18 protein-coding genes and 1 pseudogene are annotated in these 23,476 nt (G+C 76.1%); 11 read left to right on the plus strand and 8 right to left on the minus strand.

Annotation, left to right across the window (positions count from 1 at the left end):
- Window positions 1-193: 193 nt before the first annotated feature.
- Window positions 194-613: a VOC family protein gene (locus OMK64_RS14730; protein WP_272729117.1), complete on the plus strand. Its 420-nt coding sequence runs from the start codon at window positions 194-196 to the stop codon at window positions 611-613.
- Window positions 614-710: 97 nt separating this feature from the next.
- On the opposite strand, the gene OMK64_RS14735 is transcribed toward OMK64_RS14730, so the two are convergent.
- Complete coding sequence (locus OMK64_RS14735; RefSeq protein WP_272729118.1) at window positions 711-3,707, minus strand: EAL domain-containing protein; 2,997 nt, start codon at window positions 3,705-3,707, stop codon at window positions 711-713.
- Window positions 3,708-3,923: 216 nt separating this feature from the next.
- Between OMK64_RS14735 and OMK64_RS14740 the strand changes: the two genes are divergently transcribed.
- Entirely contained in the window at window positions 3,924-5,123 is a 1,200-nt protein-coding gene (locus OMK64_RS14740; RefSeq protein ID WP_272729119.1) for a winged helix DNA-binding domain-containing protein, read from the plus strand.
- A gap of 36 nt (window positions 5,124-5,159) precedes the next feature.
- Here the strand turns inward: OMK64_RS14740 and OMK64_RS14745 are convergent, their stop codons facing one another.
- From OMK64_RS14745 to OMK64_RS14760, 4 genes are all read right to left on the minus strand, one after another.
- Window positions 5,160-6,599, minus strand: coding sequence for a BamB-related PQQ repeat family beta-propellar protein (locus OMK64_RS14745; RefSeq protein ID WP_272729120.1), 1,440 nt, complete (start codon window positions 6,597-6,599; stop codon window positions 5,160-5,162).
- Window positions 6,600-6,648: 49 nt separating this feature from the next.
- Window positions 6,649-8,160 (minus strand): BamB-related PQQ repeat family beta-propellar protein, encoded by a 1,512-nt coding sequence (locus OMK64_RS14750; protein WP_272729121.1) that lies wholly within the window; start codon window positions 8,158-8,160, stop codon window positions 6,649-6,651.
- Window positions 8,161-8,201: 41 nt separating this feature from the next.
- Entirely contained in the window at window positions 8,202-9,017 is an 816-nt protein-coding gene (locus tag OMK64_RS14755; RefSeq protein WP_272729122.1) for an alpha/beta hydrolase, read from the minus strand.
- 231 nt (window positions 9,018-9,248) lie between these two features.
- Window positions 9,249-10,868, minus strand: a complete 1,620-nt coding sequence (locus tag OMK64_RS14760; protein ID WP_272729123.1) for a RecQ family ATP-dependent DNA helicase — start codon at window positions 10,866-10,868, stop codon at window positions 9,249-9,251.
- Window positions 10,869-11,024: 156 nt separating this feature from the next.
- Between OMK64_RS14760 and OMK64_RS14765 the strand changes: the two genes are divergently transcribed.
- Window positions 11,025-11,663, plus strand: coding sequence for a GyrI-like domain-containing protein (locus OMK64_RS14765; RefSeq protein WP_272729124.1), 639 nt, complete (start codon window positions 11,025-11,027; stop codon window positions 11,661-11,663).
- Window positions 11,664-11,724: 61 nt separating this feature from the next.
- Here the strand turns inward: OMK64_RS14765 and OMK64_RS14770 are convergent, their stop codons facing one another.
- Window positions 11,725-13,101 (minus strand): MFS transporter, encoded by a 1,377-nt coding sequence (locus tag OMK64_RS14770; RefSeq protein ID WP_272729125.1) that lies wholly within the window; start codon window positions 13,099-13,101, stop codon window positions 11,725-11,727.
- A 121-nt stretch (window positions 13,102-13,222) separates the two neighbouring features.
- On the opposite strand from OMK64_RS14770, the gene OMK64_RS14775 reads away from it, so the two are divergent.
- From OMK64_RS14775 to OMK64_RS14800, 6 genes are all read left to right on the plus strand, one after another.
- Window positions 13,223-14,062 (plus strand): LLM class flavin-dependent oxidoreductase, encoded by an 840-nt coding sequence (locus tag OMK64_RS14775; protein ID WP_272729126.1) that lies wholly within the window; start codon window positions 13,223-13,225, stop codon window positions 14,060-14,062.
- A 74-nt stretch (window positions 14,063-14,136) separates the two neighbouring features.
- Window positions 14,137-14,877: a rhomboid family intramembrane serine protease gene (locus tag OMK64_RS14780; RefSeq protein ID WP_272729127.1), complete on the plus strand. Its 741-nt coding sequence runs from the start codon at window positions 14,137-14,139 to the stop codon at window positions 14,875-14,877.
- A 52-nt stretch (window positions 14,878-14,929) separates the two neighbouring features.
- Window positions 14,930-15,361 carry a YciI family protein gene (locus OMK64_RS14785; RefSeq protein WP_272729128.1) on the plus strand — a complete coding sequence of 144 codons (432 nt, stop codon included), beginning with the start codon at window positions 14,930-14,932 and terminating at the stop codon, window positions 15,359-15,361.
- Window positions 15,362-15,391: 30 nt separating this feature from the next.
- Window positions 15,392-16,645, plus strand: a complete 1,254-nt coding sequence (locus tag OMK64_RS14790) for an RNA polymerase sigma factor (protein ID WP_272729129.1) — start codon at window positions 15,392-15,394, stop codon at window positions 16,643-16,645.
- Between the two features lie 312 nt (window positions 16,646-16,957).
- Complete coding sequence (locus tag OMK64_RS14795) at window positions 16,958-17,542, plus strand: VanZ family protein (RefSeq protein ID WP_272729130.1); 585 nt, start codon at window positions 16,958-16,960, stop codon at window positions 17,540-17,542.
- 80 nt (window positions 17,543-17,622) lie between these two features.
- Window positions 17,623-18,816, plus strand: a complete 1,194-nt coding sequence (locus tag OMK64_RS14800; RefSeq protein WP_272729131.1) for an NAD(P)/FAD-dependent oxidoreductase — start codon at window positions 17,623-17,625, stop codon at window positions 18,814-18,816.
- Here the strand turns inward: OMK64_RS14800 and OMK64_RS14805 are convergent.
- Window positions 18,804-19,052, minus strand: a complete 249-nt coding sequence (locus OMK64_RS14805) for a DUF6882 domain-containing protein (protein WP_272729132.1) — start codon at window positions 19,050-19,052, stop codon at window positions 18,804-18,806. The two genes, OMK64_RS14800 and OMK64_RS14805, sit on opposite strands and share 13 nt — an antisense overlap.
- 119 nt (window positions 19,053-19,171) lie before the next feature.
- On the opposite strand from OMK64_RS14805, the gene OMK64_RS14810 reads away from it, so the two are divergent.
- On the plus strand, window positions 19,172-21,910 hold the full coding sequence (locus tag OMK64_RS14810; protein ID WP_524536917.1) for a BTAD domain-containing putative transcriptional regulator: 2,739 nt from the start codon (window positions 19,172-19,174) through the stop codon (window positions 21,908-21,910).
- On the opposite strand, the gene OMK64_RS14815 is transcribed toward OMK64_RS14810, so the two are convergent.
- On the minus strand, window positions 21,837-23,150 hold the full coding sequence (locus OMK64_RS14815; protein WP_272729134.1) for an NADase-type glycan-binding domain-containing protein: 1,314 nt from the start codon (window positions 23,148-23,150) through the stop codon (window positions 21,837-21,839). The genes OMK64_RS14810 and OMK64_RS14815 overlap by 74 nt on opposite strands.
- Here OMK64_RS14815 and OMK64_RS14820 point away from each other — a divergent pair.
- Window positions 23,149-23,476: pseudogene (locus OMK64_RS14820) on the plus strand (hypothetical protein); the annotation flags it as partial. The gene OMK64_RS14815 and the pseudogene OMK64_RS14820 overlap by 2 nt on opposite strands.

Below are 23,476 nucleotides of genomic sequence, written 5' to 3' on the forward strand. Positions count from 1 at the left end.
GGGACGGGCGAGGGCGAGCGGGTGCGACTGCGGCGCGAACCGACGGGCGAATCGATTCGAGCGCCGTCGGAGTCTAGCGAAGGATTACCAACTGGTCAGTAAGTAAATCGGGCGCATGCGGATCGCGCTGAGCATCCGCCGGGTGGCGGGCGCCGCGGCGCAGGACCAGTGTGGCCCGCGGAGGTGGTCCCCGATGCCCGACGCCCGCCCTGTCATCCGCCAGGTCGTCCTCGACACCACCGACCCGCGCGGGCTCGCCGAGTTCTACCGCGAGCTGTTCGGCCTGCGGTACCGCGACGGCGACGAGCCGCCCGCCCCCGGCGAGCCCGACCCGAACGGCGACGACTGGCTCGTGCTCCGCAACGACGACGGCGTGCCGCTCGCGTTCCAGAAGGTCGAGCACCTGCCGCCGTCGACGTGGCCCGACCACACCGTCCCGCAGCAGCTCCACCTCGACACGAGCGTGCCCGACGTCGCCGCGCTCGACGCCGCCCACGAGCGCGCGACCGCCCTCGGCGCCCGGCTGCTCTTCGACCGCACCGACGACCCCGTCGAGCCGCTGCGCGTCTACGCCGACCCCTCCGGCCACCCGTTCTGCGTGTTCGTCGGCTGAGAGGCGGGCGCGGCGGGTCTGGTCCGGCCACGCGACCGCGATCGGCCGGGTCACGCGACCCGTGTCGCGCGGGGGTCAGCACCGTGACCGGCGGCGGTCAGGACGCGGGTGGCACGGAGCAGACCTGGTCGCGCAGGAGCCGGTCGACGACCTCCGGACCGCCCGGGCGGGCCAGCAGGAACCCCTGCAGCACGTCCGCCCCCAGGTCGACGATCATGTCGCGCTGCTGCGCGGTCTCGACGCCCTCCGCCACGACCGTCAGGTCGAGCGCCCGCCCGAAGTTCACGACGCCCGCGGCGACCGCGGTGCCGGTGCTGTCGACGCCGAGCGACGCGACGTAGCTCGCGTCGACCTTCAGGCACGACACGGGCAGGCGTCGCAGGTAGTCCAGCCCGGCGTACCCCGTCCCGAAGTCGTCGATCGCGAGGCGGACACCCAGGCCGGGCAGCGCGTGCAGGTCCGAGAGGGTCGAGTGCGCGCTGCTGAGCGCCTGGCGCTCGGTGAGCTCGACGCACAGCTTCTCGGGCGGCAGACCCGTCTCGGCGAGCACGTCGGCGAGCCGCGCGGCGAACTCGTGACGCCCGAGCTGGCGGGTCGACACGTTGACCCAGAGCTCGGGGCACCGCGACCCGTACGTCCGGTGCCAGGCGGCGGCCTGCGTGCACGCGGCCCGCAGCACCCACAGGCCGAGCGGCACCATGAGGTCGCGGTCCTCGGCGACGTCGAGGAAGTCGCCCGGGTTCAGCCGTCCGCGCGACGGGTGCTGCCACCGGATCAGCGCCTCGACCGCGACGAGGTCGCCCGACCGCGCGTCGAAGCACGGCTGGTAGTCGAGCAGCAGCTGGTCGGAGGCCCGGCCGGACGGCTCGCCGTGCGCAGCGAGCGTCGGGACGCTCTGCACGTCGAGCGCCGCGCGCAGGTCCGCCTCGAGCTCGAGCTGCCGGACCGCCCGGATCCGCGTCGGGGCGTCCGCGAACTCGTAGCGCGAGCGACCGTTGGCCTTGGCGCGGTACATCGCGATGTCGGCCGCCCGCAGCAGGTCGTCGGACCGGTCGTGCACCGTCGTGGAGTGCGCGATGCCGATGCTCGCCGACACCGTGACCGTGCGGCCGGCGATCGGGACCTGCACCGCGAGGGCCTGCGTGATGCGGTGCGTCACCGCGTCGACGTCGTCCATGCTCGTCAGGTCCTCGCAGACGACGACGAACTCGTCGCCGCCCAGCCGTGCGGCGGTGTCGGTGTCGCGCATGACCGTGGTGAGCCGCCGCGCGATGTGGACGAGCAGCTCGTCGCCGGCCGCGTGCCCGAGCGAGTCGTTGACGTCCTTGAAGTTGTCGATGTCGAGGTAGAGCACCGCGACCGTGGTCCCGTCGCGCGCGGCGCGCACGAGCGCCCGGTCGAGGCGCTCGGTCAGCAGCGCCCGGTTCGGCAGGCTCGTCAGCGAGTCGTGCAGCGCGTTGTGCGTGAGCTCCGCCTCCGCGCGCTTGCGCTCGGTGATGTCGGCGAGCTGGCCGATGAGGTAGTCAGGGCCGCCGTCGCCGTCGGGGACGAGTGCGAGGTTCATCTGCACCCACACGTCGTCGCCGTCGCCGCTCGTGTACCGGTGCTCGAGCCGCTCGCTCGTCACCGTGCCGTCCACGAACAGACCGAGCGCCGCGACGAGCTCGGGCAGCGACTCGGGGTGGACGAGCGCCGTGAGGTCGGTGCCCAGCAGCTCGGGCTCGTCGAACCCGAGGATCTCGCACAGCGCGCGGTTGACGCGCAGGATCTGCCCGACCGCGCCCGGCCTGGCGTCGAGCAGCGCGACACCCACGGGCGCGTTGTCGAACGCGAGCCGGAACCGCTCCTCGCTCCGCGCGAGCTCGGCCTCGCGCGCGAGCGACGCCGTGCGGTCCGTCGCGACGATGATGAGGCCCGCAGGTCCGGACGGGCCGCGACGCACCGTCACCGACACGAGCACGGCGCGGTCCTCCCCGGACCTGGTCCGGTAGATCCACGGACGCGTCGTCGCGACACCGGAGCCGACGAGCTCCCGAACACGCACCTCGGGCGGGACCTCGGGGTCCATGCCCCAGTCCGCGCCCAGGTCGGCGACGGGGCTGTCGAAGCGTGCGGCGGGCGTCCCGAGCACCTCCGCTGCGGACCAGCCCAGCAGCCGCTCGGCGCCCGCGCTGTAGACCTCGACGTTGCCGTCGAGGTCCGTCGCGATGATCGCCTGCTCGGTGGCCGCGCTGAGGATTCCCGCCATCAGGTCGTGCGAGGCGCGCAGGTCCTCCACGGCGCGCCGGGACTCCGTGACGTCCCGGACCGACGCCACGACGCCCGGCCCGTCAGGCAGGTCGACGGCCGCGAGGCTGACCTCGACGGGCACCTCCGAGCCGTCCTTCGTGCGCGCTGCGATCCCCGGGCCGGTCGACATGGGCTGCGCGTGCGGCGCCGCGGCGTACCGGTCCCGCAGCCAGCGGTGCGCGTGGGCGCGCGGGACGGGGACGAGGAGCTCGACGGGCTGCCCGACGAGCTCGTCGGCCGCGTACCCGAAGAGGACCTCCGCCTGCCGGTTCGCCTCGCGGATCGTCCCGCCCGCGTCGCACACGAGGATCGCGTCGGGCATCGCCGCCACCAGGGCGCGGGCGCGCTGTGCGTGCGCCTCCTGCGCGCTCGCCGTCCGACGCGCCTCGCTGTCGTCGAGCGCGACGAGCAGCAGGTGCCGCGGTGCGGAGTCGGGGCCGCGCTCGACGGTGACCGACGCGCGCACGGGCCGCGTCCCGTCCCGTGCGCGCAGCTCGAGCGCCAGGTCGGCCGTGTCGAGACGCCCGTCGGCGAGCGCCGCCACGACGTCGCGCACCCGCGCGCGCTGACGCGCCGTCACGAGGTGCGCCAGCTCGCGCCCGACGAGCGGGGCACCACCGACGAGCGACGACATCGCGGCGTTGACGCCGACGACGCGCCCGTCCGGGGTCGCCTGCAGGACACCCGCGCCGGCCAGCGCGAGGGCGTCGATCACGGGAGACGGGGGGTCGAGCCCGTCGCGCGCGGTGGCGCTCTCGGCCGGCAGAGCCTGCTGCGCAGGCACGCGCGCGTTCCGGTCGGCCACGCGCCCTCACCCCCCAGTGAGCACGAGGGGGCGTCCGCGCCTTGGCGCCCACGACGATCGTCGTCGGACCAGTCGCCCCGTGCAACCAGCGGCTGGGGTGAAAGGCCGCGGGGGCGACGACCGACCCTCGAGCACCGGCCACCCGGCCGCGAGCCGGACCGAGCCGCGCGCGGCGTGCGACCCCCGGACGACGCCCGCACCTGCCACGATCGGGCCGTGCAGCACCTCGACACCGCCGAGCGGCGTGCGCGGCTCGCCCGCCGCCACGCCGTCGCCGCCCCGTACCGCCGGCGCACCGTCGAGGACGCCGCCGCGAGCGTCGTGTGCCTGCACGCGACCGACCCCGCCGGGCTGTACCTGTCGGCGTGGGCGCGCACCGACGGGTTCACCGTCGACGACCTCGACCGCGCCTTCTACGCCGACCGCACGCTCGTCAAGCACCTCGCGATGCGCCGCACGCTGTTCGCCGTCCCGCGCGACCTGCTGCCCGTCGTGCAGGCCGCGTGCAGCGCGAAGGTCGCCGCGACCGAGCGTCGTCGCCTGGTCAAGGACGTCGTGGCGGCAGGGCTCGCGACCGACGGCGAGCGGTGGTTCGACGAGGCCGTCGCTGCGACGGTCGCCGAGCTCGCGGGCGGGGAGCCGCTCACGTCCACGCAGCTCCGGCAGCGGCTCGCGGTGATCGACGCGCGCGTCGCCTACGGCGGCGACAAGCCGTGGGCGGGCACCTTCTCGATCGCGTCGCGCGTGCTCACGTGCCTCCAGGCCGCCGGGGCGGTCGTGCGCGCGGGCAACCTCGGCCGGTGGACCGCGTCGCGGCCGACGTGGGTGCTCGCGCGCGACTGGCTGGGTGGTGAGATCGAGCCCCTCGACGAGCACGAGGCCCGCGCGACGCTCGTGCGCGCGTGGCTCGGCCGGTTCGGACCGGCCACCGAGGCGGACGTGCGGTGGTGGCTCGGCTCGACGCTGCGCGACGTGCGGCGCGCGCTCGCCGACGTGCGGGCCGTCGAGGTCGCGCTCGACGGTGGCACGACCGGGTGGGTGCTGCCCGACGACGTGGACCTGGTCGGGCCGGTCGAGCCGTGGGTCGCGCTGCTCCCGTGGCTCGACCCGACGACGATGGGCTGGACCGACCGCGACTGGTACGTCGGCCCGCACCGGGCCCAGGTGTACGACGCGGTCGGCAACGGCGGCGCCGCGGTCTGGGTGGACGGGCGGATCGTCGGCGCGTGGACCGTCGCGAAGGACGGCCAGGTCGAGCTGTACCCGCTGGAGGACGTCGGGCGGGAGGCGACCGCCGCGATCGAGGCGGAGGCGCACCGGCTGAGCGCGTGGCTCGCGGGGACGTCCGTCGTGCCGCGCTTCCCGGCACCGCTCGTCGGCGGACGCGGTGCCGCACGTCTCCTCGGCGGCACCTAACGTCGCGCCCGCACCGCCCGGCGGCGGTGCGGCGGCTCAGCCCAGGACGACCGGCTCCGACGCGAACGCCAGGAGCCGGTGCCCGAACGGGATGACGCCCTGCACCCCCGTCGGCATGCTCACGTCGCGCACGTGCGCCCCCGTCCGGCGGTCCAGGACGACGAGCACCGACGCGTCGACGCCCCGCGGGTCCACCTGCTCGACCAGCACGTGCGGCCCGTCGGTGAGCAGCTGCGACGTCGTGCTGCCCGGCGCCAGGTCGTACGTCCACAGCACCTCGCCGGTGCGGCCGGAGAGCGCCGCGACACCCGTGCGGGTCGCGACGTGCACGCGCCCGTCGACGACGAGCGCCGACCAGATCTGGCCCGCGTCGAGCTCGACCTGCCAGCGCTGCTCGCCCGTGCCCGCGTCCCACCCGTGGACCTGACCGCCCGTCGACGAGAGCTCGAGCCCCGGAAGGCTGCCGTCGTCCAGCTGCCGCACCGCGAAGTCGCCGAGCACCTCGAGGTCGGGCCGTCCCGCCCGGACCACGAGGGTGCGCCCGTCGCGCGACGCCTGCAGGAACGGGCCCGCCCACGTCTCGGCGTCGCGCAGGTCCTCGCGGAGCCGGCCGGTCGGGTCGAGGACGAGCACCTGGAGCGGCGTCTGCACGACTGCGTGCCCGGCCGACTCCGCGACGTACGACCAGCGGTCGTCGCGCGCGCCGGGGAGCACCGTCGGGTGGCGGTAGCGCCACGCCTCCTCGCCCGACACGGGGTCGACCGCGGTGACCTCGACGTACCCCTGGGCGTCGACCCGCAGGAGCGCGGTCAGGTCCCGCAGCACGGCCGCGTGCAGCGCGGGCTCCTCGAGGTCGTGCGCCGCCACCACGGTCCCGTCGCGCAGGTCCACGACCGTCAGCCGCGACCACGTGCCGGGTCGCGACGCTGCGTCGGGGTCGATCGAGCCGGTGGCGCTCTGGCCGTCGGTCGCGAAGCACACCATCGTCGCGGGCTCGGGCGCACCCTCGCCCTCGGGCGGGACGCAGCGCGCGTCGACGGGCGCCGCTCCGGGGACCGCGGGCGCGACGGTCACCGACCAGCGTTCCTCGCCGGTGTCCACGTCACGCGCGACGAGCGCCGTCGTCCCGTCGCTCTCCAGGACCGTGCCGAACGCAGCACCGCCGGAGGTCGCCGTCGGCCACCACGCGTCGCCCGGCATCCACAGCGGTTCGAGGGTCTCGCCGACGTCCGCCAGCGCGCCGGGCAGCGCCGCGATCCGCGCGTCGACCCCGCGCGCCCGCGCGTCCGAGACGCCCTGCACGACGGCGAGGGCCAGCACGACGCCGGCGACCACGCCGCCGACGACCGTCGCGGGACGCCGCCACCGCCGGACGGGCGTGGGCTCGGTGCCCCGCGTCGTGGCGTCGGGCGTGCGGGCGTCGTGGTCGTCGTCCTCGACGAGCTCGACGAAGGAGAGACGCTCGCCACGGGCCATGCGCGAGGGTACCTCCGCGAGGCGGGGCGGCCGCCGGCGGCGGGACCGCTCAGCCGAGGACCACCGCGCGCTCATCGGTCGCGCCGAGGACGTACGGTCCGAGCGGGTAGGCCCACGACACGTCCGCGGGCAGCGGGACCCTGCGGACGAGCCCACCGGTGCGGCGGTCGAGCACGACGAGCGCCAGGTCACCCTCGGCGCTGCCCGCGCTGGTGAGGAAGGTGACGTGCGGGCCGTCGCACATGACGCCGCTGCGCACGACGCCCTCCGGGACGTCGTAGGACCACAGCAGCTCGCCGGTCCGCGCGTCGAGCGTCCTGACACCGGACGTGGCCGTCGTGTGGACGCGTCCGTCGACGACGGCGACCGTCTGCTCGAGCGGGGACGACAGCGCCACGTCGCTCTCCCAGCGCTGCGCACCGGTCGCCGCGTCCCAGCCCCACGCGCGCGAGCCGATGGTCGACACCTCGAGACCCGGCGCGCTGCCGTCGTCGAGCGTGCGCGGCGCGAGGGTGCCCCGCACCACGAGGTCGGGCTCGCCCGGACGCAGCACGCGCTTGGTGCCGTCGCGGGCGGGGATCGCCAGCCACCGCGCGTCGATCCATCCCGTGTCCGCCCGGAGGTCGTCGACGCGCGCGCCGTCGGCGTCGAGCGCGTACGCCTCGCCGTCGGGGCCGTGGACGACGACGTGCCCGCCGGCCGCGCTCAGGGAGACCCACGACGCGTCGTCGGCGTACTCCGGCAGCGCCTCGGGGTCGCGGTACCGCCACCGCTCGGCGCCCGTCGCCGTGTCGACCGCCACGACCTCGACGTGCCGCTCGTCGTCGAGCAGACCGAGGGTGACGACGTCGCCGAGCACCGCGGCGGACGGGGTGCGGGGGACGTCGACGGACGAGCGGACGGTGTGGGTGCGCAGGTCCACCGCGACCACGCGGGACCACGCCGCCGGCGCCGGCGCCGTGCCCGGCGCATCGGGCGTGTCGAGCGTGTCGGCCCGCACGTCGGACGTGTGGCACACGAGGACGTCCGGCACGTGGTTCGGGTCCGCGAGGCCCGCCGCCGGCGGTGCGCAGGTGATCGAGCCCGTCCAGCCGCCTTCGGGCACCTCGACCGGCGGACCGATCGGCACCGACCACGCCACCCGGCCGGTGCGCAGGTCGCGCGCGACGACCGCGTGCGCCCCGTCGTCCAGCATCGCCGGGCCGATCCCGGCCGTGCCCTGGGTCAGCAGCGGGTACCACAGCAGGTCACGCGGGAGCTCCCAGAGCGCTGTGAGCGCGGTGCCGACGTCCGCGCTCGCCCCCGGCAGCGCGGCGATCCGCGCGTCGGCGGCCGCCGCCCGCCGGTCCAGCACGACCTGCACGCCGCCCAGTACGAGGACCGCCGCCGCGACGGCCGCGCCGACCACGAGGGCCCCGCGCCGGGCGCCGTGGTGGGCGCGCCATCCCCCGGTGGCACCGGGACCCGCGTCGTCGTCGTCCCGCAGTGGCGCCGGGCGCGGGCCGGGATCGCCGTCGTGCTCCTCGAGCTCGACGGGCCGGAGCCCTCCGTCGCGCGCCATGCCCGGACGCTACCCCCGGGCAGCGTCCGGGCGGGGGCGGTTCAGGCGTCGGCGCGGGCGCGGGCGTGCGCGACGGCCCAGTCGAGCGCCTTGTCGGCGACGGCCTCCCAGCCGGGGGCCGCGCACGTCCAGTGGTCGCGGTCGGGGAACTCGAAGAGCTCGGTCACCGCCGGGGACCTGTCGTAGTGCTTGGCGTTCGAGCGGTTCACGGACGCGGGCATGATGTGGTCCTTGCCGCCCGCGATGAACAGCAGCGGCGCACGGTCCTTGCTGTAGTCGACCCACGTCTCCTGGTGGCCGGGCTTGTAGTTCGCGATGAGCCCGTACGCCCAGATCCACGCGCCGGGCGCCGCGATCGCGTACCGCTCGTACGCCTTGTCGGACTCCTCGCGGCTGAGGGTGTTCGCGAACGCGTAGTGGAACTGCTCCGGGCTGAACGCGACGGCCTCGTGCCGCTTGTGCAGGCTCGTGAACGCGGGGCTGAGCGACTTCAGCTGCGACGGCGGCGTCACGCGGACGCCCTCCGTCGGTGCGGAGTCGACGGCGACGCCGGCCGCGCCCAGGCCGCGCGCGAGCAGGAGCTGCGTGAGCGTCCCGCCGAAGGAGTGACCGATGATGATGGGCGGCGCGTCCAGGCCGTCGATCACGGCGGCCAGGTGGTCGACGACCTCCGGCACGGTGAGCCGCGCGATGACCTCGGGGTTCTCCCGCAGGCCCTCGACCTCGATCTCGAAGCCCGGGTAGCCGGGGGTGAGCACCCGGTAGCCCTTCGCCTCGTAGTACGGGACCCAGTGCTCCCACGAGCGCGGGGTCATCCACAGGCCGTGCACGAGCACGACGGTGTCGGGTGTCGTCATGGTCCGTCCTCTTCTCGGGCGTTCGGTGCAGGAACGTGGAGCGTCGTTGCGGTGTGACGGGACGTGCCGCGGGCCGCACCGGACGAACCGGGCACCCGTGCCGATCATGACCCGGGGGGCGGGCGTCGCGGAAGAGGGGTCGCGACGCAGGTCAGACGACCGACACCGGTATCGGTGTCGGACGTGGCGAGCGTGCCGGGCCGTCGACCGTGCGGCAGGCCGACGCCCGCGTCAGCGGACGGTCAGCAGCTCCGAGTCGAGGGCCACGGCCGCGTCGAGCGTCACGTACCCGTGCTCCTCGAACAGGACCGTCAGCCGGTCGGCCTCGACGACCGAGACGGTCCCGTCGCCGAACCGCTCGTGGCGCACCGCCTGGCCGGGACGGACGCCCGTCGAGCGGGCCGGTGCGCTCGTGCCCCGGTCGCACGAGTCGCACGCGCCGCACGGGTCGGGACGCACCTCGCCCAGCAGCTCGAGCAGCAGGCGCCGACGGCAGTCGGTCGTGTCGGTGTACGTCCGGACGAGCTCGACACGCGACGCGTCGAGGGTCGCGCGGCGCTCGCGGGCCCCGGTGACCGCGGCGACGGCCTCGGCGGCGGACGTGCCCGTCGCGGTCCAGAGCCCGTCGTCGTCACGCACCGCTCCGGCCGCGGCGAGCTCGGCGAGCGCGCGGGACACCGTGCGGGCGCCGAGGCCCGACCGCTCGGCGACGGTGGACCGGTCCGCCGGGCCGTCGGAGGTCGCGGCGAGCACCGCGCGCAGCGTGCCGGGCTTGGCGCCGCCGCCGCTGCGCAGGAACCGGTTGAGCGCGGTGTCGTCGGGCCGGTGCACGACGACCGCCCGCGCGTGCTCCTCGTCGCGTCCGGCGCGGCCCACCTCCTGGTAGTACGCGTCGAGCGACGGCGGCGGACCCGCGTGCACGACGGCCCGCACGTCCGCCCGGTCGACGCCCATGCCGAACGCGCTCGTCGCGACGACCGTGTCGTGCCGGCCGCTCAGGAACGTGTCCTGCACACGCGCCCGCTCCTTCGCCGCGAGCCCGGCGTGGTAGACGAGCGCGGGTCGTCCGGCGCGGTCGAGCAGCCCGGCGAGCTCCGTCGTGTGGGCGCGCGTGCGGGCGTAGACGACGACCGCCCCCTCGGTGCGCAGGACCTCCTCGACGACGCGCGCGTCGCGGTCGGCCGGGGTCGACGCGGGCGTCGCGCCGAGCCAGATGTTGGGGCGGTCGGCGTCGTGCACGAGCACGCGCGGGTCGGTCAGCGCCAGCCGCTCGACGATCTCCTCGCGCGCGTGCGCCGACGCGGTCGCCGTCATGGCGAGCACCCGCGGGCCGCCCAGCGCGCGCACGGCCGACGCCACGTGCAGGTAGTCGGGCCGGAAGTCGTGCCCCCACTCGCTCACGCAGTGGGCCTCGTCGACGACGACCAGACCCACGTCGGCGTCGCGCAGCGCCTCGACCACCGGCCCGCGGTGCAGCTGCTCGGGTGCGAGCAGCAGGACGTCGAGCCGGCCGTGCGCGGCGTCGTCGAGCGCCTGCGTCTGACGGGCGCGCGACACGGCCGAGCTCACCGTCGCGGCCCGCAGGCCGACCTCGCGCAGCGACTGCGCCTGGTCCCGCTGGAGCGCGACCAGCGGGGAGACGACGAGCGTGAGACGCGCCGCCACGAGCGTCGCGATCGCGTACACCGCGGACTTGCCCGCGCCGGTCCGCGCCACGAGCAGCGTGTCGCGCTCGGCGAGCCCGCGCAGCGCGTCGGCCTGCGCGTCGCGCAGCGTCGCGTCCGGTCCGAGCACCTGCGTGACGGCGTCGTCGAGGGCGACACCGCGGACGGGCGGCAGGGCAGTCGGCACGGGACCTCCGGGAGGGGCGCAGCGGGCGGGGCCTCAGCCTGCGGCAGCGCGACGGGTCCCGCATCCCGGTGGTGGTGCGCCCTGACGTCCCGCCGCGTGGGCCTGGCACGATGCTGCGCGGACGGCGACGGAGGCGAGGCGCGCGCGGGAGGGCGGATGGGCGACGGGCCTACGGTCGAGAAGGTCGACCTCAAGAGGGAGATCCCCACGTACACCGCGCGGCGCGGGCGGTTCGACGTCGTCGAGGTCTCACCGCTGACGTACCTCGCGGTCGACGGCCACGGCGACCCGAACAACGCCCCCGAGTACAGCGCGTCGGTGTCGTCGCTCTTCCCGCTCGCGTACGCGCTGAAGTTCCTCAGCAAGAACGAGCTGGGCCGCGACTACACCGTCATGCCGCTCGAGGGCCTGTGGTGGTCCGACGACATGGAGTCCTTCACCGGCGCGCGCGACAAGTCCCGCTGGGACTGGACGCTGCTGATCCTCACGCCGGACTGGCTCACCGCCGAGCACGTCGAGACCGCGCGGGCGACCGTCGCGCGCAAGGGCGGTGCGCCGCGGCTCGACGACGTCCGGCTCGAGCGGCTCGACGAGGGGCTGTGCGTCCAGACCCTGCACGTCGGCCCGTACGACGCCGAGGGGCCCGTGCTCGACGCGCTGCACCACGAGTTCGTGCCCGCGCACGGCCTGCGTCTGACGGGCAAGCACCACGAGATCTACCTCGGCGACGCCCGCCGGACGGCCCCCGAGAAGCTGCGCACGATCCTGCGCCAGCCGGTCGCACGGCTCGCCTGACGCCGGCGCGCCGTGCGGGCCGACCGGGCCTCGCGTCGACGGTGACGGTGGCGGGCGGTGCTCAGGCGTCGGTCGACACCGCGTCCGTCGTCGCGGCGTCCTCCGGCGTCCCGGCGGCCTGACGTCGCGCCTCCTCGACGGCCCGCCGGCCCGACGGGAGCGCGAGCGCGACGCCCACGACGACGAACAGCGCCGCGCCCGCCAGCACGAGCAGCAGCTCGACGCTCACCACGTCCGCGAGCGGCCCGAAGACGGCCATGCCGAGCGGCATCGCGACCGCCATGACGATGCCGACGAACCCGAAGACCCGTCCCTGCATCTCGGGCTCGACCGTCTCCTGCAGGACGGTCGTCGACGGCGTCGAGAAGAACGGCACCGCGAGGCCGAGCAGGAACATGAACCCGAGGAACACCCAGAGGTTCGTCGAGACGCCGAGCCCGATCGAGATGCCGCCGAACGCGAGCGTCGACCCGACGATGAGGCCCACGCGGCTGCGGTTCGCGGCCCACGCCGCGACGGCGCCGCCGCCGAGCAGCATCCCGACGCTGAACGCGAGCTCGTTCGCGGTGAGCTTCCAGACCTCGGGGCCGAACGTGCGCGCGACCATGAGCGGCGTCAGGTAGGACGGCGCGACGATCAGCACGAACACGACCGCGAACAGCACGAGCACCCAGCGGACGAACGCGTGCCCCGCGACGTAGCGCACGCCTCCGACGAGGTCACCGAAGTAGCTCGTCGGACCGTCCTCGCCGTGCGTCCGGACGATCGTCGCGACGGGCACGAGCAGCAGCATCCCGATGCCGAGCACCGCGGTGACGACGTCGACGAAGAACACCGCGACGATGTCCGCGCTCGCGTACACCGCGGCCGCAGCGGCCGGGGCGACGAGCATCATCGCGGACTGGATCGTGGCGTTGATGCCGTTGACGCGCATGAGGTGGCGGGTCGGGACGATCTGCGGGACGAGGGCCGCGACCGCCGGGGTCTGCACGCCGGCGCCCGCCGAGCGGATCGCGAGAGCCGCGTAGATCAGCCACAGGTCGTCGTGGCCGGACAGCATGAGCAGCGCGAGCGCGAGCGTCGTGACCGCGATCGTCGCGTCGGCGCCCACGACGAGCAGCTTGCGGTTGTGCCGGTCCGCCCAGACGCCGCCGAAGATCGAGACGACGGCCTGCGGGAGGAAGCCGAACACCGACGACAGCGCCAGGACCGCGCCGGAACGGGTCTCGAGCGTCAGGTGCCACAGGACCGCGTACTGCACGAGCATCGAGCCGAACAGCGACACCGTCTGGCCCGACAGGAACACGACCGTGTCGCGCACCCACCCCGGGCGGTCGGGCTGGGCGTCGTCGTCGGGCAACCGTTCAGCCGCCGGGTCGGACGGCTCGGACGGTGCCGGACCGGCCGGGCTCGCCGGTGCGTGGGCGTCGTCGGTCACGCGGCCATCCTGCGACGGACCACCGACATCCCCAAGGCCTTTCGTGCGGCACCCGGCGGCCGGGGGATGTCGGAGGTCGTCGCTAGCGTCGCCGGCATCGGCTGCGACGACAGGGGAAACGATGAAGTTCGGCATCGTCGGCACGTTCGGCACGACGGAGCAGGTGCTCGGGATGGCGGTCGACGCCGAGGAGTCCGGCTGGGACGGGTTCTTCACCTGGGACGCGATCGACCTCGGGCTCGACGACGACGTGTGGGACCCGTGGGCGGTGCTCGCGGCTGCGGCGGTCCGGACGCAGCGGATCACGCTCGGCGCGCTCGTGTTCGCGCTGCCGCGTCGGCGGCCGTGGGTCGTCGCGCGCCAGGCCGTGACCGTCGACCACCTGTCGCACGGGCGGCTCGTCATCCCCGCGGGGCTGGGCGTGCCGATCGACCGCGGGTTCGTCGGCGTGTCCGGTGAGCTCACGAGCACGCGCGAGCGCGCCGAGCTGCTCGACGACCACCTCGCGATCCTCGACCTCGCGTTCCGCGGCGAGACGTTCTCCTACGAGGGCCACCACCACAAGGTCGAGGACCTGCGCATCAGCACCCGCCCGGTCCAGCGGCCGCGCGTGCCGATCTGGGTCGTCGGGGCGTTCCCGAGCGACCGGTCGATGGGGCGCGCGGTCCGCTACGACGGCGTGGTGCCGCAGCTGCGTGGCGACCGCGCGATGGAGCACCTCGGCCCGGAGCACGTCGCCGAGATCGCCGCGTGGGTGCGCGAGCACCGCGCGCCCGACGCCGGCCCGTTCGAGATCGTCCTGCAGGGTGTGCTGCCCGAGGACCCGGCGGAGGCGCACGACCACGCCGCCGCGCTCGCGGAGGCCGGCGCCACGTGGTTCGTCGAGTCGCGCTGGGAGGGCCCGGGGTCGACGTACGAGGCGCTCACCGACCGCATCCGCCGCGGCGTCCCCCGGTTGTGACGCCGCCGCCGTCGGAACCTCCCGATCGACCGGGCCCACCGCCGCCGTCGGACCCGCCGGCTCCACCCGGCACGGTGCCGCCGTCGCGGCGGGCGTGGGGGTCACGACGGCCGTGGGCGACCGTCGTCGCCGTCGTCGTCGTGGCGGTGCTCGGCGTCGTCGGGCTGCTCGTGCCGGCGGTGCACGACGCGCTGGCCCGCGACCCGGCGCTCGTCGCGGACGGTGAGTGGTGGCGCCTCGGGTCGTCGATGCTCGTGCAGTCGTGGTGGGGCCAGTACGCGTTCAACCTCGCGGGCCTCGCGCTCGTCGGGTGGGCCGTCGAGCGCCGGTGGGGGACCGGGTGGTGGCTCGGCGGCGGGCTCGTCGCGGCAGTCGTGCTCACCGTCGCGGACCCCTCGCTCGTCGAGGCGGGCACGTCCGACGCCGTCGGCGGCCTGGTGGGCTTCCTGCTGGTCCGCGCGTGGCGCGAGCGCGCGACGCCTCCGCTCCTGCCGTTCGTCTACGCGACGTTCTGGGTCCCGTACGTCCTGCTCACAGGCCTCGGCCCCGGCTACCTCGTGGCGGGGCCTGTCGCGAGCGTCGTCGTCGCGCTGCTCGTCGCCGACCTCCGCCACCGCGGCGGCCGCGTCGCGCTCCCGGCCGCCGCCGCGCTCGCGGGCGTCGTCGCCGTCGCGCTCACCGTCGCGCTCGACGGCCACGGACTCGGCCTCGCCGCCGGCGCCCTCCTCGGTGCCGTGCCGTGGCGGCAGACACGTCCGGAAACTCGTCGGGAAGGCGTGTCGAAGAACGGTGGGGCCGTTCGACGAGGGGAGTGAGAGGCGCCCCGGCACTACCGTCGGGGCGGACCACCACGAGGAGGAGACGGTCATGAAGGTCCTGGTGATGATCGAGGGTGCGGGCGCCGACGAGGACAAGATCGAGCCGACCACCGAGATGTTCGAGCAGATGGGCCGTTACAACGACGAGCTGGTCCAGGCGGGGATCATGCTCGGCGGCGAGGGTCTGCTGCCGAGCGCGCGCGGGGCTCGCGTCGTGTTCGAGGGCGGCACGACGTCGGTCGTCGACGGCCCGTTCGTCGAGGCGAAGGAGCTGATCGCGGGCTACTGGATCTGGGAGGTGTCCTCGCTCGAGGAGGCCGTCGAGTGGGCCAAGCGCTGCCCCGCGAACCAGTCCGGGCCGCGCGCGGTCCTCGAGATCCGGCCGATCGCGTCGATCGAGGACTTCGGCGACGCGTACACGCCCGAGGTCGCGGCGGCGGAGGAGAAGCTCGCCGAGCAGATCAAGGCGCAGCACGGCTGACGCCCGGCGGCGAGGCGACGGGACGCGACGATGACCGACCCGCGACGCACGGTCGAGGCCGTCTGGCGGATCGAGTCACCGCGGCTCGTCGCCGCGCTCACCCGGCTGGTCCGGGACGTCGGGCTCGCGGAGGAGCTCGCGCAGGACGCGTTCGTCCAGGCGCTCGAGCAGTGGCCGCGCGACGGCGTCCCGGACCGGCCGGGCGCCTGGCTGATGACGGCGGCCCGGCGCCGGGCGGTCGACACGATCCGGCGGGAGCAGACGCGGGACGTGAAGTACGCGCTCGCGGCGGCGGACGGGCGGCACGAGCCCCCCGCCGACGCGGTCGTCGACCGGCCGGTCGAGGACGACCTGCTCGCGCTCGTCTTCCTCACGTGCCACCCGGTCCTGCCGCGCGAGTCGCGCGTCGCGCTCACGCTCCGGCTGTTCTGCGGCCTGACGACGGACGAGGTCGCGCGCGCGTTCCTGGTCCCGTCGCCGACGATCGGGCAGCGGATCTCCCGCGCGAAGCGCACGCTCGCCGAGGCGCAGGTGCCGTTCGAGGTGCCGCAGGCCGACGAGCTGCCCGCGCGGCTCGCGTCGGTGCTGGAGGTCGTCTACCTCGTGTTCACGGAGGGGCACTCCGCGACCAGCGGCGACGCGTGGGTGCGGCGCGACCTCGCGGCGGAGGCGATGCGCCTGGGGCGTGCGCTCACCGGCCTGCTGCCGCGCGAGCCCGAGGTGCACGGGCTCGTCGCGCTCATGGAGCTGCAGGCGTCGCGGTTCGACGCGCGCACCGACGCGTCCGACGAGCCGGTGCTGCTCGCGGACCAGGACCGCAACCGGTGGGACCGCACGCTCGTCATGCACGGGCTCGCGGCGCTCGACCGGGCGACGACGCTCGGCCGGCCGCTCGGCCCGTACACGCTCCAGGCGGCGATCGCCGCGTGCCACAGCCGCGCCGCCCGGTTCGAGGACACCGACTGGGAGGCCGTCGTCGCGCTGTACGACGCGCTCGCGCAGCTCGCCCCGTCGCCGGTGGTCGACCTCAACCGGGCCGTCGCGGTGCTGCACGCCGACGGTCCCGAGGCGGCGCTCGCGGCCGTCGACGCGATCCGCGACGACCCGCGCCTCGCGCTCTACCACCTGCTCGGTGCCGTGCGCGCCGAGGTGCTCACGCGGCTCGGCCGGTACGACGAGGCCGCCGTCGAGCTCGAGCACGCCGCGACGATCGCGCCGACGCCGCGCGAGCGTCGGCTCCTGACGGAGCGGGCCGCCGCAGCGGCGGAGCGGGCAGCGACATGAGCACGCCCGGGGGCGGGGCACCCCTGGGCAGGAGATGTCCGGATCGCTAGATTCGCAGAGGACCCGACGGCGCGTCCGCCGGGTCCGGGCGGGTGGGCCGACGGTCGCGTCAACCGCGGACCGCCCGAGCGCCGGTGGCGTGCCACCCCCCTCTCGGCACGCCACCGGCACCCCGTCCGTCCGCGGACATGCCCCCGGCAGACCCGCCGTCCGACCACGGGCTGATGACCTGCGAGGCCACGGCTGGCACCGTGGCGCCGTGCCGTCGACGCGTCGACGTGCCGGAGCGTCGTCGCACAGAACAGGTCACGCGTGTTTCGTCAGGTCCCCGTCCTCCCGGTCGTCGTCCCCCTCGCCGTCGCGGTCCTCGCGGTGCTGCTGTGGTCGCTGGCCCGCCGCGGCCGGTTCTCCGTCCCGCGCGCCGCCGTCGCGGTCGTGCTCTGCGTCTACGCCGCCGGCGTCGTCGCGCACACGGTCTTCCCGATCTACCTCGACAAGCCCGTGAGCAGCGGTCCGTGGAGCGACCACGTCCTGCTCGCGCCGTGGACGCCGTACGAGGTCGCCGACGCGGTCATGAACGTCGCGGTGTTCGTGCCGCTCGGGTTCCTCGTGCCGCTGCTCGTGGCCCGGGCGACGTGGTGGCGGGCCGTGGCGGTCACGGCCGGCGTCAGCCTGGCGATCGAGGCCACGCAGGGCGTCACCGCCCACCTCCTCGGCGGAGGTCACGTCGCCGACGTGCACGACCTGGTGTGCAACGCCCTCGGGGGCGCGGTGGGGTACGGGATCTTCCTGGCGTTCGCGCGGCTGCCCGCGACGCGCACGCTCGTCGGTCGCGCCCGCTGGCACGACGCCCCCGCGGACGACGACGCCGCCCGTCCGGCGCCCGTGCCCGCGTAGGGACGGTCCCCGACGCGCGGTCGCGGCCGTCCGGACGTAGCGTGACGCGTCCCCGACGCACACGGAGCGTGGTCCCGATCGTGACCGGTCCCCATCACCACGACGTCCTCGTGATCGGCGGCGGCAACGCCGGCATCTCGCTCGCGGCGAAGCTGCGCCGCGACGGGTGCCGCGACGTCGCCGTCGTCGAGCCCAAGGACGTCCACGAGTACCGGCCGCTCCTGTCGTACGTCGCGGGCGGCATGGCGACCCTCGACGACCTGCGCCGGCCGCAGGCCGAGGCGATGCCGCCGGGGGTGCGGTGGTACCAGGACGCGGTCACCGCGGTCGACCCCGCGCGGTCCGCCGTGCGGCTGGCGAGCGGCGGCGAGCTCACGTACACCGACCTCGCGGTCTGCCCCGGGTCGCAGGTGGACTGGGACGCGGTGCCGGGTGCGCAGGACGCCGTGCGCGCCGGGTCGGCGTCGACGAGCTACCTGCCGGAGCACGCCCCGGCGACCTGGGACCTCCTGTCGTCCCTCACGTCCGGGACGGCGGTGTTCGCGATCAGCGACCGGCACGTCCCGTGCGCCCCCGTCGGGCTCAAGCCGCTGTTCCTCGCCGCCGACCACTGGCGACGGACGGGTGTGCTCGACGCGATCACGATCGAGCTGCTGCTCGAGGGCGACCGGCTGGTCGACCTGCCGGAGTCCGACCGCGAGCTGCGGGCGGCCGCCGAGGAGTACGGCGTGCGCGTCCGGACGTCGACCGCGGTCGAGCACGTCGACGGCCCGGCACGGCGGCTCCGGCTGCGGACCCCGCAGGGTCCCGACGAGCTCGCGTACGACGCGCTGTACGTCGCCCCGCCGCACCGCGCGCCGCAGTGGCTGGCGTCCAGCGGTCTCACGTCGCCCGCGAGCGACGGCTTCCTCGCCGTCGACCCGCAGACCCTGCAGCACCGCGACCACCCGCACGTGTGGGGTCTCGGCGACGCCGCCGAGGTCGACGCCCTCCCGTCGGGCGGCGCCCTGCGCAAGCAGGTCCCCGTCGTCGCGCACAACATCGCCGCACGTCGCACGGGTGCCACGATGCGCCACTACGACGGGTACTCCGTCGGCCCGGTCACGACGTCACGCAGCCGCCTGCTGCTCGCCGAGTTCGACCGTGGCGGCCGGCCCGAGCCCACCGTGCGCGTCCCGGACCTGGCCCGGCCGCGGCGCAGCCTCCTGGTCTTCGACCGCTACCTCGAGCCGCAGATCTACTGGCGACGCCTGCTACGGGGTCACGTGTCCTGAGTGCTGCCGGCGCCCGCGAGGGGCTCGGGCACCGACGGGTGGTCCCAGCCGCACAGCCAGGTGCCGTCCGTCGGGTCGTAGGAGCCGACGACGTGCACGGGCGCGGTGACCCGGAGCCCTGGCGGGGTGAACGTGATCTCACCGACGGTCTGGTCGACGTGCCAGGCGGCACGGTCGAAGCCCAGGGCATCCGTCGAACCTCGCGGCGACCGGTCGTCGTCCGGCCGTCGCCACATCCCGTATCGCAGTATTTCGCCCGGTATCGCCCTGTCGTGGGGCCCGTGACTTTGCGAGGATCGCCGAAGAGGTGCCGGCGACGGGGGCTGCCCGGCACCCAGGGGGTCCGGGGGGCTCGATGTCGCGAGGGCGCGATGCCGTCGCCGACCCGGCGGTGGGCGCGAGCGTCCCGGCCGCCGGTCGAGGCGTGGTCAGGCGTGCGCTGATGCACCGGCTGGACGACGTCCTGACGACGCGGTGCGGCCTGGTGGTGGGGCCGCGCGGCTCGGGCAAGACGACCGTCATGCGGCAGTGGGCGCGCACGAGCCGGCTGCCCGTCGTCTGGGGGCGGTGCACACCCGCGGGCGTCGCGGTGCGGTCGGGTGCGCACACCGACGTCCTGGCCCCGGACGAGGTCGGGCGGGCCGTCCTCGCGCGGCACGCGCCGACGCTGCTGGTGCTCGACGACGCGCACGAGCTGCTCGTCGGGCGCGTCGAGGACGACCTCGAGCGGCTGCTGCTGTCGTCGTCGCCCGACGTGCACGTGCTCATCGGGACCGTGCGGCGGCCCACGTTCAGCCTCGCGCGCTCGGAGTTCCCGCCGCCGGTGGTGCTCGACGCCGACGACCTGCGGCTGCGCGTGTGGGAGGTCGACCGGCTGTTCCGCGACGTGTACGGGCACCCGCTGGCGCCCGACGACGTGGAGCTGCTGACCGACGAGACCGAGGGCTGGGCCGCGGCCGTGCACCTGTTCCACCGGTCGACGTCGGGGCTGCTGCCCGCGGACCGGAGGCGCGCGGTGCGCAGCCTCGACACCGACACCGGGTACGTGCGCGACTACCTGGTCGACGAGGTGCTCGCCCCGCTCGACCGCGCGCACCTCGACGTCCTGCACTGGGGGTCGGCCTTCGACGAGCTCACGGCCCGACGGGTCGCCGACCTCGTCGGTGACCCGGACCCGGCGGCCGACGGTGCGGCGGACGTGCTGCGCACCCTGGACCGGCGCTGGTCGCTCGCGCGCACCGACGACGGCGTCCGCTACCGCCTGCCCCGCGTGCTGCACCGCCACCTGCGGAGCGCGCACGCCGCGCACCTCGGCCCCGCGGCGACCGCCACGTGGCGGCAACGGGCCGTGCTCGTGGCGCGCGACGACGCCGCACCCACCCCGTCGGTGCACGTGCACGACGCCGACTGGACGTCCACCGCCGCGGGCACGTGGGCGTCCGTCGTCCGGGCGGCGACCCGGCGGGACCCCGCGGCGGCTGCGCAGGGCGCCGCGCTGCTCACCGGCGTGGACCGCGCGCTCGCGGAGGGGCTGTCCCTCGTGCTCGCGGGCGCGCACCGGTCCGGTCGCGACGCGCTGCGCCGGGCGGCCGCCGACCCCGACGCGCCACCGGCGCTGGCCCTGGCGGCCGCGCTCGCCGACGCGGTCCTCACGCCCGGAGCTTCCGGGCGGACCCTCACGACGCTCGACCGCGTGCACACCGCGGCGCGGGCGCACGACCTGCCGTGGCTCGCCCGGCTCGCGCACGGCCTGGTGGTCGGCGCGGACGGCACGCGCACGGCGAGGGCGGAGGCGGCGGCGATCGCCGCCCGGTCGGAACGGTCGGGGGACCCGTGGGGTGCGGCACTGGTCCTGACGTGGTCGGCCCTCGCGGCGCTGGCCGCGGGGTCGCCCGAGCCCGACGTCTGGGACGACCTCGACCGGCGGTGGCGCGACCTCGACGCGGCGGTCCCGGCGGCGTGGACGACCGCGTGCCGTGCGCTCGCGTCCGCGGCACAGCAGCTCCCCGAGGCGCGCCAGGACGCCCGGACCGCGGAGGCCGTCGCCCGCACGGCGGGATCACCGGGCGCGCTCGCCTACGCGTACGCCGCGCTCGCGGCGACCGACACCGACGGCGGCGCCGAGCTGCGCGCGCTCGCCGCCGCGACCGCCGACGAGCACGGCGTCGACGTGCGGCCCTGGGCGGTGCTCGACGCGGCCACGCCCGGCTCCCCGGTGCGGCGTCCGCGCGCGGTCGACGACCCGGTCTGGGGCGGCGTGCCGCTCGTCGACGTCCGCTGCCTGGGGGAGTTCCGGCTGCGGGTCGACGGGGTCGACGCGGACCTGACGGGCGTCCGCCCGCGGGCCCGTGCCGCGCTGCGGGTGCTCGCGGTGCACGCCGGACGGCCCGTGCACCGCGAGCAGCTCGCCGAGGCGCTGTGGGGCGACCTCGACCCGCGCGCGGCGCTGCACAACCTGCACGTGAGCCTGTCGGCGGTCCGGCGTGCGCTCGAGCCGGGCGTCCCGACGCGCAGCAGCCGCCTCGTCGTGCGCGACGGCGAGACGTACACGCTCGTGCTGCGCCCCGGGTCGACGAGCGACGTCGCCCAGCTCGACCGTGCGGTGCGCGAGGCCCGGCGGCTGCGGGCCGCGGGCGACGACACGGGTGCGCGCGCCGAGCTCGCCCGGGCCGTCGACCTCTACACCGGCGACCTGCTGCCCGAGGACGGGCCCGCCGACTGGGTGGTCGCCGAGCGGGAGCGGCTGCGGCTGACGGCCGCCGACGCCGCCGTCGAGCTCGCCGAGCTGGAGATGGAGCGGGGCCGCTTCGACCGCGCCGTCGTCGCCGCGACCCGGGCCATCCGGCTCGACGAGTGCCGGGACCACGCGTGGCGCGTGCTCGTGACCGCGTTCACGGCCGCCGGGGACGCGGCTGCGGCGCACCGCGCGACGCAGGGCTACCGCGCGATGCTCGACACGCTCGGGCTCGCCGTCGGTGACGCGCTGCCGCCCCCGGTGCCGGTCGCGGCGGGGTCCGGCGTCACGAGCGGCCGCGGAACTCCACCTCCGCGATCGCCACGTGCGTCTCGGGCGTCGCGCGGTACGTGGAGCTGATCGTCAGGCGGACCGCCACGACGTCGTCGATCGCGGTCGCGACGCTCTGTAGGCCGACGCGGTCGGCGAGCGGCAGCTCGACGGTCTGCTGGGTGCCCGCCGACGTCGTGGCGGTGAGCGTGAGGACGCGCGGGCTCGACCCGGCGAGGTAGTCCTTCTCGACGTCCGACGACCCCGGGATGACGAGCACGCGCGTGAGCCGGAAGGGCTGCGCGAACGCCATGTCGACGAACTGCCCCACCCCGTCGCCGGGGGCCGCGGGCGACCACGGCAGGTTGGTCGCGCCGTCGCGGATCTGCCTGGCGGGCCGTTCGGGGAGCTCGCTCGACGCGGCGATCTGCGTCGGGTTGACGGCGGTGTTGCCCTGGATCCGGTCGAGGACCGAGATGCGCGCCCGCTCGATCTCGGGCCGGAACGCCAGGACGGCGGCGACGATCGCGCCGATGACGACGATCGCCACGACGGGCCGCGTCGGGAAGCGGCGCCGGCGCGGCGGCCGGTAGCCCGCTGCGCGCGCAGCCTTCGGGTCGGGGCGCCACAGCCGGCTCCACCACGACCGGCGCTGCGCGACGGGTGCGTCGGCGAGGCTCGTGCCGCAGCGGCGGCAGAACTTGCGGGTGGGCGCGTTGCCCGCCCCGCAGCTCCCGCAGATCAGGTCCCCCGGTGCAGGTGGGGCCTCGTCGGCCTTCGGCGTGGGGCGCGGCTTGCGCGGCGCCTGGGGCGTCCCGGGCTTGACGGCGGCCGGCTGCTGCGGCGCCACCGGGGCCGCCGGGCGGGCCGGGGGCGGCGGGGCGACCAGTGCGGCCGCGGCGGCGGTGCGCGCGGCGCGCTCCTGAGCGGCCTTCTCCTCTGCGGCCTTCTCCTCCGCCGCGCGCTCGGCGGCCGCCTTCTCGGCCGCCGCCCTCTCCGCGGCGGCGCGCGCCTCGGCGGCCTGCTGCGCGGCTGCGGCGTCGGCAGCGGCCTGACGTGCGGTCTCCTCGTCACGGGCAGCCTTCTCCGCGGCGGTGCGCTCGGCGGCCGCGCGGTCGGCGGCCTCCCGCTCGGCCGCACGTCGCTCGGCCGTCGCGCGCTCGGCGGCGGCCTGGTCCGCGGCCGCACGGTCCGCTGCCGCCCGCGCCTCGGCCGCGCGCTCGGCGGCAGCGGCGCGGTCCTCCGCGGTCGCAGCCGCGGCCTCCGTGACGTGCGCGCCAGGACGCCCGTCACCGGTGGCCGGGGCGGGCGCGCCCGACGACGGGCTCATGGATGCGTCGGTCGAGGACTGGTGGCGTGGCGTGGTGCGCGGCGTCGGCACGTCGGGTGCGGTCACCGCCGCGGCGGCTGTGCCCTGCGCGGGTCCTGCGGCGACGACCGGCCCGGCGGCCGGTGCGGGCTCGGCCGGCGCGGGCTCGACGACGGACGTCACCGGGGCGGGCGGAGCCGGCGCGGCGGCGGAGGTGGGCGCGGTCGACGACCTCCGGGCGGACACGGGATGGATCGACGCGCGGTGGCTGGCGATCCCCGCCCGCGACGGCACCAAGCGCGTGCTGCGTCCGGGCGAGCCCGACCTCGTTGTGCGGGGCCCCCTCG

The organism is Cellulomonas fimi, from assembly GCF_028527925.1.
GTDB classification, from domain to species: domain Bacteria; phylum Actinomycetota; class Actinomycetes; order Actinomycetales; family Cellulomonadaceae; genus Cellulomonas; species Cellulomonas fimi_C.